12 protein-coding genes and 1 riboswitch are annotated in these 13,496 nt (G+C 70.4%); of the genes, 8 read left to right on the top strand and 4 right to left on the bottom strand.

The window, feature by feature from the left end:
- Window position 1: 1 nt before the first annotated feature.
- Together cobW and KF887_16765 are read right to left on the bottom strand one after the other, a co-directional pair.
- A complete protein-coding gene (gene cobW, locus KF887_16770) occupies window positions 2-1,033 on the bottom strand; it encodes a cobalamin biosynthesis protein CobW (protein ID QYK41024.1) in 1,032 nt (343 codons plus the stop codon).
- On the bottom strand, window positions 1,023-1,418 hold the full coding sequence (locus KF887_16765; protein QYK41023.1) for a DUF1636 domain-containing protein: 396 nt from the start codon (window positions 1,416-1,418) through the stop codon (window positions 1,023-1,025). Before KF887_16765 ends, cobW begins: the two co-directional genes overlap by 11 nt.
- Window positions 1,419-1,521: 103 nt before the next feature.
- A riboswitch (cobalamin riboswitch) is annotated at window positions 1,522-1,745 on the bottom strand.
- A 39-nt stretch (window positions 1,746-1,784) separates the two neighbouring features.
- On the opposite strand from KF887_16765, the gene cobO reads away from it, so the two are divergent.
- The 3 genes from cobO (at window position 1,785) to KF887_16750 (ending at window position 4,501) form a co-directional block, all read left to right on the top strand.
- Entirely contained in the window at window positions 1,785-2,426 is a 642-nt protein-coding gene (gene cobO / locus KF887_16760; protein ID QYK41022.1) for a cob(I)yrinic acid a,c-diamide adenosyltransferase, read from the top strand.
- 28 nt (window positions 2,427-2,454) lie between these two features.
- Window positions 2,455-3,897: a cobyric acid synthase gene (locus KF887_16755; protein ID QYK41021.1), complete on the top strand. Its 1,443-nt coding sequence runs from the start codon at window positions 2,455-2,457 to the stop codon at window positions 3,895-3,897.
- A 91-nt stretch (window positions 3,898-3,988) separates the two neighbouring features.
- Entirely contained in the window at window positions 3,989-4,501 is a 513-nt protein-coding gene (locus KF887_16750) for an OmpA family protein (protein ID QYK41020.1), read from the top strand.
- A gap of 102 nt (window positions 4,502-4,603) precedes the next feature.
- Here the strand turns inward: KF887_16750 and KF887_16745 are convergent, their stop codons facing one another.
- A complete protein-coding gene (locus KF887_16745; protein QYK41019.1) occupies window positions 4,604-6,736 on the bottom strand; it encodes a caspase family protein in 2,133 nt (710 codons plus the stop codon).
- Between the two features lie 341 nt (window positions 6,737-7,077).
- Here KF887_16745 and KF887_16740 point away from each other — a divergent pair, with 341 nt between their 5' ends.
- The 5 genes from KF887_16740 (at window position 7,078) to KF887_16720 (ending at window position 11,282) form a co-directional block, all read left to right on the top strand.
- Window positions 7,078-7,464: a hypothetical protein gene (locus KF887_16740; GenBank protein ID QYK41018.1), complete on the top strand. Its 387-nt coding sequence runs from the start codon at window positions 7,078-7,080 to the stop codon at window positions 7,462-7,464.
- A gap of 273 nt (window positions 7,465-7,737) precedes the next feature.
- Window positions 7,738-8,697, top strand: coding sequence for a MotA/TolQ/ExbB proton channel family protein (locus KF887_16735; protein QYK41017.1), 960 nt, complete (start codon window positions 7,738-7,740; stop codon window positions 8,695-8,697).
- A 9-nt stretch (window positions 8,698-8,706) separates the two neighbouring features.
- Window positions 8,707-9,162: a biopolymer transporter ExbD gene (locus tag KF887_16730; GenBank protein ID QYK41016.1), complete on the top strand. Its 456-nt coding sequence runs from the start codon at window positions 8,707-8,709 to the stop codon at window positions 9,160-9,162.
- 3 nt (window positions 9,163-9,165) lie between these two features.
- Entirely contained in the window at window positions 9,166-9,579 is a 414-nt protein-coding gene (locus KF887_16725) for a biopolymer transporter ExbD (protein QYK41015.1), read from the top strand.
- A complete protein-coding gene (locus tag KF887_16720) occupies window positions 9,576-11,282 on the top strand; it encodes a hypothetical protein (GenBank protein ID QYK41014.1) in 1,707 nt (568 codons plus the stop codon). The genes KF887_16725 and KF887_16720 overlap by 4 nt, the downstream gene beginning before the upstream one ends.
- Window positions 11,283-11,402: 120 nt before the next feature.
- On the opposite strand, the gene KF887_16715 is transcribed toward KF887_16720, so the two are convergent.
- Window positions 11,403-13,493, bottom strand: coding sequence for a serine/threonine protein kinase (locus KF887_16715; GenBank protein ID QYK41013.1), 2,091 nt, complete (start codon window positions 13,491-13,493; stop codon window positions 11,403-11,405).
- Window positions 13,494-13,496: the final 3 nt, after the last annotated feature.

Here is a 13,496-nt window from a genome sequence, read left to right as displayed (position 1 = left end):
TTCAGCCCTCCAGCACGGCGCGGATCGCAGCCTCGTCGATGTCGTGGTGTTCCGCGATCACGACCAGCCGGGTTCGCCGGGGGCCTGCGCCCCAGGGGCGATCATACTGCGCCCGCACCCGCTCGCCCACCGCCTGAACCAGCATCCGCATCGGCTTGCCCGCCACGGCGACATAGCCCTTGACGCGCAGGATGTGCAGGTCACGGGCCAGGCGCCGGATGCGGGCCTGCAGGTCGTCGGGGTCGGCGATCTCGGGCAGGTCGATCACGATGCTGTCGAAATCCTCGTGCTCATGATCATCGGCGCCGTCATGGTGCGACGGACGGGCCGCCAGGTCATCCTCGGCGGCCGCGTTCAGGCCCAGGATGACGCGCGGGTCGATCACCCCGTCGGTCATGGCGACCATCGGCAGGGCGCGGGGCGCCTCGGCCAGGATCGCGGCGCGGGCGGCGGCAAGACCCGCCTCGCCTGCCAGATCGGCCTTGGTCAGCAGCACGATGTCGGCGCAGGCGATCTGATCCTCGAACACCTCGGCCAGCGGCGTGTCGTGGTCCAGGCTGTCGTCCGCCTGCCGCTGCGCGTCCACCGCCGCCGGATCCGGCGCAAAGCGCCCCGCCGCCACCGCCTCGGCATCGGCCAGCGTCACGACGCCGTCGACCGTGATGCGCGATCGCACCCCCGGCCAGTCGAACGCCTTCAGCAGCGGCTTCGGCAGCGCCAGCCCCGAGGTCTCGATCAGGATATGGTCGGGACGGTTGGGGCGGGCCAGCAGCGCCTCCATCGTCGGGATGAAATCCTCGGCGACCGTGCAGCAGATGCAACCGTTCGCCAGTTCCACGATGTTGTCCTCGGGGCAGTTCTCGTCGGCGCAGGACCGCAGGATCTCGCCGTCCACGCCCACGGTGCCGAACTCGTTCACCAGGATCGCAAGTCGCCTGCCGCCGGGGTTCGCCATCAGATGACGGATCAGCGTGGTCTTGCCCGATCCGAGGAAGCCGGTGATGACGGTGACGGGGACTTTCTCAAGGCTCATTGCGGCTCTCCATGGGCGGGATACGGGCGACGGACTGCTTGCGGAAGATTTCGGGCCGGTCCCGCCAGGGCACCAGCCCGTCAGGGGCCGCGGCGTAAAGCGCCGCGCCATGCAGGATGTCCGGCGCATGCGTGGCGGGGTCCAGCCCGCCATAGACATAGGCCCATTTCCCCGGCGCGGTCAGCGCCACGGCGCAGCCGTTCTGGCAGACCGACAGGCATTCGACGGCACGGATCGCCACGCCCGGCGGCAGATCCGCGGCCGACAGGGCGCGCAGCATCAGCGTGCCGGGGCGGTCGCCATCGCCGGGCATCTCGCCCGCGCGGCGGCAGGTCGTGCAGACGACCAGCGTGGCCGTGGGGGCGGGGGGCGGGGCGGTGTCCATCGCGGGCCTTCGGTCCTTGGTCTGGCGACCCGGGGCGCACGAAAGCGCAGGAGATCCGCTTGCGCGACACTCCCTGCTTCCGGTTGCGGCACACCCCGTCCGCCCGTGAAATCGTGGCGCAGGCAGGTCTCCCGGCTCGGCAGAGCGGGGCGCCACGGCACCCCACCGGCCCCGGCCTTCCCGGCATTGCTGCCAGTGGCATGGGGCCTCTCCGCGTCACGGTCGCGGGGGCGGCTGCGCTTCGGTTCCGCGCGGTTTCCCGTCGCTTCCCCTGTCGCATTCCCTCTTCGCCTGCGTTAGGCAGGCACCGGCGCCCGCCTGTCGTGAACCCGGGGGGGCGAAGTGTCAAGAACGGGAAGCGCCCTGATGACCCACGAGACCGACACCGACCCCGCGATCGCCCCCGACGACGCCGCGCGCCATGCCGCCAAGATGGCCAGGAAGAAGGCCGCGCGCGATCGCATGATGGCCACCAAGTCCGGCGAGAAGGGTCTCGTGATCGTGCACACCGGCGCGGGCAAGGGCAAATCCTCGTCCGGGTTCGGCATGATCCTGCGCTGCATCGCCCATGGCATGCCCTGCGCCGTGGTGCAGTTCATCAAGGGCGCGTGGGACACCGGCGAGCGGCGGCTGATCGAGGGACATTTCGCCGAGCTCTGCCAGTTTCACGCCATGGGCGAAGGGTTCACCTGGGAAACCCAGGACCGTGCGCGCGATACCGCCATGGCACAGGCGGGCTGGGAAAAGGCAAAGCAGATCATCCGCGACCCCGCCATCCGCCTGGTCCTGCTGGACGAGATCAACATCGCGCTGCGCTACGGCTATCTCGATCTGGCCGAAGTGCTGGCCTTCCTGCGCGACGAACGCCCGCCGCTGACGCATGTCGTGCTGACCGGGCGCAACGCCGCGCCCGAGCTGATCGAGGCCGCCGATCTGGTCACCGAGATGTCGCTGGTCAAGCATCCGTTCCGGTCGGGGATCAAGGCGCAGATGGGCGTCGAATTCTGATGGGTGCCGCCGGGCTTGCAAGGCGATCATGCCCGCACTGATGATCCAGGGCTGCGGGTCGAACGTGGGCAAGTCGGTGCTGGTCGCGGGCCTGTGCCGGGCCGCGGTCCGGCGCGGGCTTTCGGTCGCGCCGTTCAAGCCGCAGAACATGTCGAACAACGCCGCCGTCACCGCGGACGGCGGCGAGATCGGTCGCGCGCAGGCGCTGCAGGCCATGGCCTGCGGGCGCGAGCCGTTGACCGACATGAATCCGGTGCTGCTGAAACCCGAATCAGAGATCGGCGCGCAGGTGATCGTGCAGGGCCGCCGCGTCGCCACCGTCCGCGCCCGCGACTATGCCGCGCTCAAGCCGTCGCTGATGGGGCCAGTCCTGGAAAGCTTCGCGCGTCTGGGGGCCGGGGCCGATCTGGTGATCGTCGAGGGCGCGGGTTCGCCCGCCGAGGTCAACCTGCGCGCGGGCGACATCGCCAACATGGGCTTTGCCCGCGCGGCCGACGTTCCGGTGATCCTGACGGGCGATATCGACCGTGGTGGCGTGATCGCCCAGATCGTCGGCACCCGGGCGGTTCTGGACCCCGCCGATGCCGCACTGGTGACGGGTTTCGTGATCAACAAGTTCCGCGGCGACCCCCGGCTGTTCGACGATGGCTATGCGATGATCGCGGCGCAGACCGGGTGGCGCGGGTTCGGCGTGGTGCCATGGTTTCCGCAGGCGTCGCGCCTGCCGGCCGAGGATGCGCTCGACCTGCGCGACGGCGGGGGCGAGGGGCTGCATGTCGCCGCGCTCGCCTTTCCGCGCATCGCCAATTTCGATGACCTCGACCCGATCGCGCAGGAACCCGGCGTGCGGCTGACCATGGTGCGCCCGGGGCAGCCGATCCCCGGCGACGCGCGGCTGGTGATCCTGCCCGGATCGAAATCCACCCGCGCCGACCTGGCCGCCCTGTTTGCCGAAGGCTGGGATGTCGACCTTCGCGCGCATCTGCGGCGCGGCGGGCATGTGCTCGGGATCTGCGGCGGCTACCAGATGCTCGGGCGGGTGGTGCGCGACCCGGACGGCATCGAGGGGGCGCCGGGCGACACGCCGGGCCTCGGCATGCTGGATGTCGAAACGGTGATGACCCCGGACAAGCGCCTGACCCGGACAGAGGCGGTTCATGCCGCCACCGGCCAGCCGGTCAGTGCCTACGAGATCCATATTGGCCAGACCGAAGGCCCCGACCGTGGCCGGCCCTTCGCGCGAATCGGCGGCCAGGGCGAAGGCGCCGCTTCGGCCGACGGGCGGGTCTCGGGCACCTATCTTCACGGGCTGTTTCTGTCCGACGGGTTCCGCGCGGCCTTTCTGGGCGGTTTCGGTGCCCGCATGGCCCCGCGCGACCACGCGGCCGGGGTCGAGGCGACGCTCGATGCGCTGGCGGACCATCTGGAACTGCACATGGATGTCGCAACGCTGTTCAGGACGGCCCGATAACCGTGCTGTGATCTGCCCGGCCGCGCTGCTTCGGTTGACCGGCAGACCGCGCTCCGCTACCCTTCACCTGTATTATTGAAGAGGTTCAGACATGCGTCACGTTGCGCTTGCCGCCATTCTGGCATTTCCCGCCGCCTTGCCCGCATCCGCGCAGGATGCTCCCTATTCGGTCGATGAACTGGTCGAGTTCTTCGTGAACTCCGCCGATCTGGGCGCCACGCGCGGCATCTGCATCGGCACCCCGCAGGAATGCGCCCCGCCCGAGCCGCAGGGGCTCGACATGCTGGTGACCTTCGAACTGGACTCCGCCGACCTGACGGCCGAGGCCAAGGGGTATCTGGCCGTGTTCGCCCAGATGATGCAGGACGAACGGCTGGAGGTCGCGCATTTCAAGGTCGAGGGGCATACCGACGCCCGGGGCGGTGACGGCTACAACGTCGATCTGTCCGAGGCGCGGGCGGAATCGGTGCGCAGCTATCTCGTCAGCCTCGGCGTGGCGCCCGAACGCCTCTCGTCGATCGGCTTCGGCAAGGCGCAGCCCCGCACCGGCGATGCTTTCGACCCCGAGAACCGCCGCGTCGAACTGCGGATCGACCTGCAGTAACGCATCCCCGACAGGCAAAGGCCGCAGCGGCATTCCCGCTGCGGCCTTTTCACGATGTCCGGCCCCGGCATCCCTGCCGGGACGATGTCTGGCAATGCGGCGTCAGAACCCGCCGGGGTTCACCGCGACCTTCTTCTTCTGTTCGACGCGCTGCTGCTGCGTGGCAACCACCCGGTTTGTCTTGGGGTTGCGAACGCCCGCCTTGGTGACCTTCGCAGGCTCCTGTTTCAGGATCGGGCGGGTCTTGCCCGCAACCACGGCCTTGGCCACGCGCACCTCGCAGACCACCTTGCCCTCCAGCCGAAGCTGCGCGATCAGTTCGGGCGTCGGCTCCAGGGTGTCCGGCACCTGCCGCTTGGCGAGGAAATAGCTGGTCAGGGCGGTCCGCGACCCGTTGCCCCACGACCCGTCCACCGCAAGCTGGTAGCAGCCCAGGCGCTTCAGTTCGGCCTGTGCGCTGCGCGCCATTTCGCGCGGGTTCATGTCCAGCGTGATGTCGCTGTCGTCCAGCAGGCGCGGGTCGATCGCCGCAAGCAGCGCCCGGCCTTCGTCGTTGTCGGCCGTCACCTCGTTGCCGGCCACGCGATCACGATCGCCTGAAACCGCGTTCAGTTCCAGGATGCCCCGGGTTTCCCAGGTCAGTGCAGCCACACGCACCGGCGGCCCGATATCGGCCCCGAGCGGGGGCAGCGCCGACGGCTCCGGCGTCGGCAGCAGCGGTTCCGGCGTCACCGGCGCCACGGCGATCTGCTCGGGCTGCGCGGGCGCAGGCTCCTCGGGCAGGGCGGCGATCTGCTCCGGCTGCGCGGGCGCAGGCTCCTCGGGCAGGGCGGCGATCTGCTCGGGCTGCGCGGGCGCAGGCTCCTCGGGCAGGGCCGCGATCTGCTCCGGCTGCACGGGCGCGGGCTCCTCGGGCAGGGCCGCGATCTGCTCCGGCTGCGCGGGCGCGGGTTCCTCGGGCAGGGCTGCGATCTGCTCCGGCTGCGCGGGCGCGGGTTCCTCGGGCAGGGCGGCGATCTGCTCCGGCTGCGCGGGCGCGGGTTCCTCGGGCAGGGCGGCGATCTGCTCGGGCTGCGCGGGCGCGGGTTCCTCGGGCAGGGCGGCGATCTGTTCGGGCTGCGCGGGCGCGGGTTCCTCGGGCAGGGCGGCGATCTGTTCCGGCTGCGCGGGCGCGGGTTCCTCGGGCAGGGCGGCAATCTGTTCGGGCGCGTCGCCGCCCACAACCGTCACGCCCGTATCCGCAATCTCCAGCGCGGACAGATCGGCACCTGCCGCCTCGACAGGCGCCGCCGCAGACCCCGGCGCGGCCGCGATGATCGTCACATCCGCCTCTGCCACGATCTCCAGGTTCGCCTGCGCGATCGAGATCGCTTCGTCCGCGCGCTGCAGCGACTCGGCCGAAAAACCCGACATGCGCAGCAGATCCAGGAACTTCGCGCGATCCTCGGGTGTCAGCGAGGCCAGAAGCTCGTAATCCGCCTCGGACAGCTCCTGCTTGCCGCTCGACGGGGCCTCGGCGAAATAGAACTGCTCGCGCAGCGAAGACTGGTCCCACGGGGTCTGGCGCCGCAGCGTTGCCTCCTCCACCTCGTTGCGGACCTTGATCATCATGTCCGACACCGACAGGCCCGGCGCCTCGATGTGCTTCAAGAGCGCGGTGGTGAAGGGACTGTTCGGCGCGTCGCCCGCACCGTCATATGTCACGGCCCCCGGTTCGGTCGCGAAGGCCACGAACGTGCCCACGCCGGTCTGAAGCCGCGCAAGACCGTCCGCCTGGCCCGACCCGCGCACCGACTGCGGCAGCGGGTCGTTGCGGCAGGCATCCAGAAAGATCAGGGTCTGCCGCTTGCGGTTCTGAAGCCGCGCGATGATGCCGTCCAGGTTCCATGTCTCGGTGCGGATCGCCTCGCGGCTCTGCAACTGGGCGTCGACCGGAACAAGATAGTTCACGCCGCTCATCTGGAAGGCGTGGCCCGAATAGAAGAACAGCGTGCTTTCCGCCGTCTCGGCCGAATCCGCGAACGTGTCGATCCTGTCCCAGAAATCGCTGGACTGCACATCCGTCAGAAGCGTGACCTCGAAGCCCAGTCGTTCCAGCGCCGCCGCCACGTCGCGCGCATCGCGCGCCGCGTTCTTCAGGGGGGAAACGGTCGAGTAGTCCGAGTTGCCGACCACCAGCGCAAGACGCCGCGCCTCGGCGGCCGACAGGCCGGCGGCCATGAAAAACGCGGTCATCGCCACGACCATCGGGGCGCGGCGCGGCAAGGCCATATGGCGAAGTCGGTTCTTCAGCATTGATGACAGGTCCAATCCTTCACGGCGAATGACCCATCGTAACGCGTTCGGCACGTCGGTGCGAGTCGCAATGGCGTTAACTCGTTCCGGCCACCCGGCCGGACCCGGCTGCAATTCGCCAACGCGACGATGCCCCCGGATCGTTTCCGTCCGGAGAGGTTGATCCCGGGGGCGTTGCAGTCTATCCTTTAGAATAGCAGGGGGCGGTCTGCCGTTGTCCCGGGCAGTGGGCATGCAGGGATTTTGCGGTGTTTCGCGCCCGGTTTCGAAAGGAAGATATCATGCGTCTTGCCGTTCTCTGTCTCGCTTGCCTTCCCTTTGCCGCGCAGGCCGAATCGCCCGTCGCATCCTCGTTCATGCTGTCCGGCGCCTCGGTATGGGATACGACCGGCGAACCTGACGTCAGGGCACTGGCGGAACGCGACCGCATCTCGAAGCGCGGTGACGGGGATTTCGTCACGATCTCCAGCATGAGCAGCCGTCAGGCCAGCGACAATTTCAGCCGCGATTTCTCGCTCGACGCCGAGCCGGAGCGTGCGGGTACCGTCCCGCCCGCCCGCGTTTCCGTCACGCCCCGGCGCTCGGTCGCGCCCGTGCGCGCCGCCGATACCGTCCCGGCCGCCAGGTCCAGGAAGCTCGGCCCCTGGCAGACCGGCATCTATCAGTGACCTGACCAATTCCGCCACGGACCCCGGTCCGGGCGCTTTCGGTTGACAGATCGTCATCAACTCGGCCTATCTTCCATAGTGGGCGGCCTTGCCGCGCAATCGATTGGCCGGGGGAGTTTCTGATCGTGCTTGACAACCGTCATCTTCTTGGCGCGGCCTTCGTCGCCGCGTCCGCCCTTGTCGGTACCGCCTTTGGTGCTGCGGCGCAGACCGGCAACGTCGAACTGGAGTTGAACACGGCACAGGACATCTCGGGCGGGTGCCGCCTGACCTATGTCGCCACGAACGCCACACCGGTCGGCCTTGAAAAGGTGTCCTACGAGGTGGCGGTGTTCAATCTGGAGGGCATCGTCACCCGCCTTCTGGTGCTGGAGTTCGGCTGGCTTCCCTCGGGCAAGACCCGCGTGGTGCAGTTCGACCTGCCCGACCAGGCCTGCGCCTCGATCTCGCGCATCTCGGTCAACGGGGCGGTGGAATGCGCCTCGGGGCAGGGCGAGCAGACGGTCTGCCGCGACAACGCGCTGCTGTCCACGCGCGTCCGCACGATCCAGTTCAACTGATCCGCCGCGTGCGGCCGGGGGCGCGGGCGATGCAGCCATGCTGATGCCCGATATCGCGGGTCTTGACGCGGTCACGCTGACCGTCTTTGCCGCGCTTGGCCTGCTGTCGGCGCTTGGCACCACCGTCAGCCTCTACAAGATCGTGCAGTTCGCCATCCTCGGCCTCGGCCGCAACCGCCTGGCCGACGGCCTGCTGGCCGACTGGCATGCCGGGCGGCGCGACCAGGCGCTGACGGCGGCCCGCCGCGCGCGCGGTGTCCTGCCGCGGGTCCTCGCGACGGTGTTCTCCGCCCGCACCGAACGCCCCGAGGATACCCCCTGGGTCGAGGAGGTCGGCCGCCAGGCCGCGCTCGACGAACTGGCGCGCATCGGTCGCTGGATGCGCGGGCTCGAGGCGGCAGTGCAGGCCGCGCCGATGCTGGGCCTGCTCGGCACGGTCATCGGCATGATCGAGGCGTTCGGCCGCCTGGCCGAAAGCACCGGCGGGGTCGATCCGGCGGCCCTGGCGGGCGGCATCTGGACCGCCCTGTCCACCACGGCCGTGGGGCTGGCCATCGCGCTTGTGTTCTATGCGGTGGCGATCTGGCTGGAAGGCCGCATCGACGCCGAACGCCAGTCGCTGGAACGCGCACTGTCGCTGGCGGTGCACGGACGCCCGCAGGCAACCGGCTGAGGGCCGGACATGTCCGGTGCCATCCTTCCCGCCGCCGCCCGTCCGCGCCGCTACGGCTTTCCGCTGACCCCGCTGGCGGATGCGATGTTCCAGCTCCTGGTGTTCTTCATGCTGTCCTCCAGCCTGGCACCCTATTCGCTGATCCCGCTGACCGGCGGTGCGGCGTCGGGCCGGTCCTCGATCGACGGCGAGGCGCGGGCCGATGCGCCCCCGCCGCAGGAGAACGCCCCGGTCCTTATCTGGCACCTCTCGCGCGGCCAGTTGCGCGCCGGGACCCAGGTGCTGCCCCTGTCCGACATCCGCAGCCTTGTCCCCGCCCTGCGCGAGGCGGGCGATGTGGGTGTGCTGCTGTTCCCCGCCGCCTCGGCCACCGTGCAGGATCTGGCGCGGGTGACCGAGGTTCTGGCGCTTGCGGGCATTGACCGTGTGCAGATCATCGCGGGCAGCCGCGCCGCGGGGGGCTAGACCATGCCGCGCCCGATGCTGCTGCCCCCACCCCGCCGCCGCGCCGCCGATTTCTCGCTGGCGATCGTGAACATCGTGCTTCTGCTCGTGTTCTTCTTCGTCATCACCGGATCGCTGGTGCAGCGGGGCGAGACGCGCGTCGATCTGGCCCGGACCTCGGAACTGCCGCTGGAACGCCTGCCAAGACCGCTGCTGCTGATCGACGCACAGGGCGGCATGGCCGTGGACGGGGTCGAGGTCACGGCCGACACGCTGGCCGCCGCCCTGTCCGATCCGCCACCGCCCGCGCTGCATGTCCTGGCCGACGCGACGCTGCCTGCCGAGGTCCTTCTGCGCCTGACGATGCGCCCCGATCTGGCCCCGGTCGCGCTGCGCCTTGTGACCCTGCACGACGCCGCCTTCGGGGCCGCGCCATGACCGGGGCCGTGGCCGGGCGCGACGCCCCCGCCGGGGCGGTCTGGCTGGTGGCGGGCGCCGTGGCGATCACGCTGAACGGTTGGGCGATGCGCGAGGGGCTGGCGGCCTATGCCGCCCGCAGCGCGATGGCGGCGGCCCCGCCCGAGGCGCGTCTGGCGGCCCCGCCCCGCATCCTGGCCGGTGAAACCCGGCCGCTCGCCACGGTCGAGCCGTCGCAGTCCCTGTCCCCCGCCCGCCCCGAGGCCGAGCGTCTGGGCGCGGCGCAATCCGATGCGGCCGCGCAGGCGGGGGCGGAACGGCTGGGGGCCGTGGCCGAACCCGAGGCTGTCACGCGCCTCACCCCGCCCGCCGCCGCGGCCAGCAGCCCGGCAGCCGTCGCGCAGGCCGAACGCATCGCGCCCGAGGCCGCCGCACCGGCGCCGGTCGACCGCGACACGGCCGCGGTTGTGCCCCCCGCGGCTGCAGTGGCGCCCCCCACGGCGACCGTGGTGCCCCCTTCGGCCACGGTGGTGCCCCCCACGGCGACCGTGGTGCCCCCCTCGGCCACGGTGGTGCCCCCCTCGGCCACTGTCGCCGCCGCGCCCCGCACGGGCGGGCAGGCGGCGGTCCGTGCCGAAACGCCGGCCACGCCGGGCCTGCGCGCGCCCCGCGCCGATGCGGCCGCCGTGGCCGCCCCGCGCGAAGGCACGCGCGTCGCGCCGGCCATCACCGCCTCGCCGCCGCCCGCCGTCGCGGCAGCGGCCGCAGCCCCGGTTGCCTCCCTTGCCCCGGCGCCCCGGGGCGCCGACCGTGTCGCCTCCGTGGCGCCGGTCAGTCCGCCAGCGGCCCCCGCACCGCTGCCCGAGATTCCCCGCAGCGACCCGCCCCGTGTCGGGCAGGTTGCCCCCGCCAGCGCGCCCTCTGCCGCTGCCAGCCCGGGCGCCGACCGCGTGGCGGCGGTATCGTCCGCCCCCGACCGCGTCGCCGCGGCATCGCCCGACAGCGTGGCGGTCCAGCCCGTCGCGCCGCCGCCCCCGCCGCCCTCCGTCGAGGGGCAGGACGGAATCGCTGCCCCCGATCCGGCACAGGTCCCCCCCGACCGGACGACCTACAACGACGTTCTGACCATGCTGGCCGAAATCCCGTCACCGCCCTGCTTCGCCGCCCTGCCGACCTTGTCCGAGGACGGCGCCTTCGCGCTCGAGGTCTTTGCCCGGACCGAGGACGATCTGTCCCGGTTCGCGGCGCAACTGACCGAACGCCTGGGGCAGGTGCCGAACGCCACCTTCAAGCCCGTCAGCGCCCCGCAATGCGAGGCTGTCGACGCCCTGCGCCAAAGCCCGGCATTCCCCGCCTTCACCATCTACTTCGACCTCGCCGCGCGCGACATCGCCAGCGGGTCGGCGCTTGAGGGCCGGGTGGGCAACACGGGCCAGGGCGTCCTGACGCTCCTGGTCATCGACGACGAGGGCACGGTGCAGGACCTGGCGTCGTTCCTGCGTTTCGCCCCGGGTGAGGCGCGGTTCTCGGTGCCCCTCACCCTGACAGCCGGGCCGGTCGAGACGCGGCAACTGCTGATGGCCCTGTCCACACCGGCGCTGCCCCGCACCGTCATCGACATGAACGGGCAGACGGCCGACCGCTACTTCCCCGCGCTGCTGGCCGAAATGCGGTCACGCGGTATGCGCGAGGATGTGGCTCTGGTGGGCTTCTCGGTGCGCTGACATCCCATCAGGCCCCCCGATCCGGCGCCATTTCTTGACAAGTGGTAAATTCTGAAAGGCAACCCATTGAATTCGCTTGGGTCGTGCAGCGTCCCACGGTGGGACGCTGCACAGGCCCGCTCAGTTCTCCAGCCGGAAATGGCGCAGCGCGAGGGCCGGCTGCTGCCGCGTCGCCGTGAACTCGGTCGTCATGAAGGGGATCAGCGTCCGCGCCGTCACCCCGTTCGGCACCGCATCCAGCTTGGTCACAGGCGCATCCGTCACCACCGCCATCAACAACTGCGGCGTCGGTTCGGCACCGGCGGCCAGGTTCACGGTGAAGCTGAAGGTCGTCGCCCCGTCAGACGACCGCGACACGAAGGGCTTCAGGTTGTTGGTGGCCCCGACGGTTCCATTGACCAGGAACAGCGCCGCCGACCGGCCCGCCAGCCCCTCGATCCTGCCGGCGATCGTCTCGCCGCTGCGCAGCACATCGACCGGATTGTCCAGCACGATCCGCACCGGCAGCGTCGGGCTGTCGCGCAGCGAATTCGCGTAGTCGATCACAGGGCACTGCGGCGGGTTCACGATCCGGACGCCGATGTCGGGTTCGACCCCATGGGCCGCGGTGAAATCCGCCAGAAGCCGGGTGAAGGGATCGACCGACTGGCCGTAGCCCTCGATCGAAACCGCATCCCCGGTCGAGGACAGCATCTGCACCAGCGTGCATTCACCGGCATTGTAGGCACGCAGCCACGCGACCTGCTGGCCGATGGCATCCAGCGGCGATGCGGGCGGCGCAGGCTCGGGCTCCGGTTCGGGCTCGGGCTCCGGTTCCGGCGCGGGAGGTGTCGGATCGGGGGCAGGCGGCGTCGGATCGGGGGCAGGCGGCGTCGGATCGGGGGCAGGCGGCGTCGGGTCCGGCGCGGGTGGCGTCGGTTCGGGGGTCGGGGGTGTGGGCTCGGGTTCGGGCGGTGTCGGGTCCGGCGCGGGGGTGTCGCCCCCAGCCAGCTGCTGGGGCGGCTCCGGCGCCGGCTTGGGATCGAACACCCCCGCCATCCACGCCCCGCCACCGCCCAGCAACGCCACAACGGCCAGCAGGACCACGATCATCCCGCCCTTGCCGCCCTTCTTGACCTCCGGCGGAGGCGACTTGGAATCGGGGATGCCCAGGAACAGTTCGTTCGAGGCGGTCTTTGACGGCGCCTGCGTCCTGCCGCCCACGGCGGTGGTCTGCGTCCGTTCCTGGCCGCCCTGCCCGGGCTTCGGCAGCCGGACGATGCGTGTGCGGTCCGGATCGTCGTCATCCGACGGTTCGGCCGCGGCGGGCACCTCGTCCGGGTTGTCGAGCAGCCGGATGACCTCGGCCATCGACGCGGGGCGGTTGGCCGGATCGGGCTCGAGCATGTGCGACAGCAGCGGCTGCAACTCGGGGTAGACCCCCGACAGGTCGGGCACCCCGTTCCGCGCCCGCACCGCCTCGACGATCGACTTGCCCATGTTCAGGACACGGCCCTGCGCGACCGCAACCATCATCAGGGCCAGCGAATAGATGTCGGCCCGGCCGTCGACATTGCCGCCGAACGCGCCAAGCTGCTCGGGCGCGACATAGCTGAACTTGCCCGCGAACTGGCCCTGAAGCAGCGTGGCATCGCCCTTCATCGTGGATTTGGCGATGCCGAAGTCGATGATCTTGGCGTGCTCGACCGATCCGCCCTGAAGGATCACGTTGTCAGGCGACAGGTCACGGTGGACGACACCCATCGCATGCGCCTTGTCCAGACCCGATGCCAGCCGCCGCAGCAGCAGCTTCACCTCGTCCAGTGCCATGGGCCCCTGCTTCAGCCGCTCGTTCATCGAGGTTCCCTCGATGAACTCCATGATCATGCAGGGGCGGCCGATGTCGGGGTCGTTGGTGAAGACGTAGTAGCGCACGATCGCGTCATGCACGAGGCGGTTCAGGACCTTCGCCTCTTTCTGGAACAGCTGCGTGATCATCTCGTCCTGCGCCAGATGCGGCAGGACGATCTTGATGGCCACCGGTTCGCCATCGTGGATGTTGCGGCCGCGATAGACCTCGCCCATGCCGCCGGTGTTGATCAGCTTCTCGATCTCGTAGGTGCCGATGATGCGTGTGCCCGTCGTGACCGCCGTGACCGGGCGGCCGCCTTGCGGAACGCTCGTCACCGGGGTCCCGCCTGACTGCGGCGGGTTGGTATTGTCATCGGGCATGGT

Source organism: Paracoccaceae bacterium (genome assembly GCA_019454225.1).
Lineage (GTDB): Bacteria > Pseudomonadota > Alphaproteobacteria > Rhodobacterales > Rhodobacteraceae.
The sequence above is the reverse complement of the archived record's forward strand: the minus strand, read 5'-3'. Positions and strand labels throughout refer to the sequence as shown.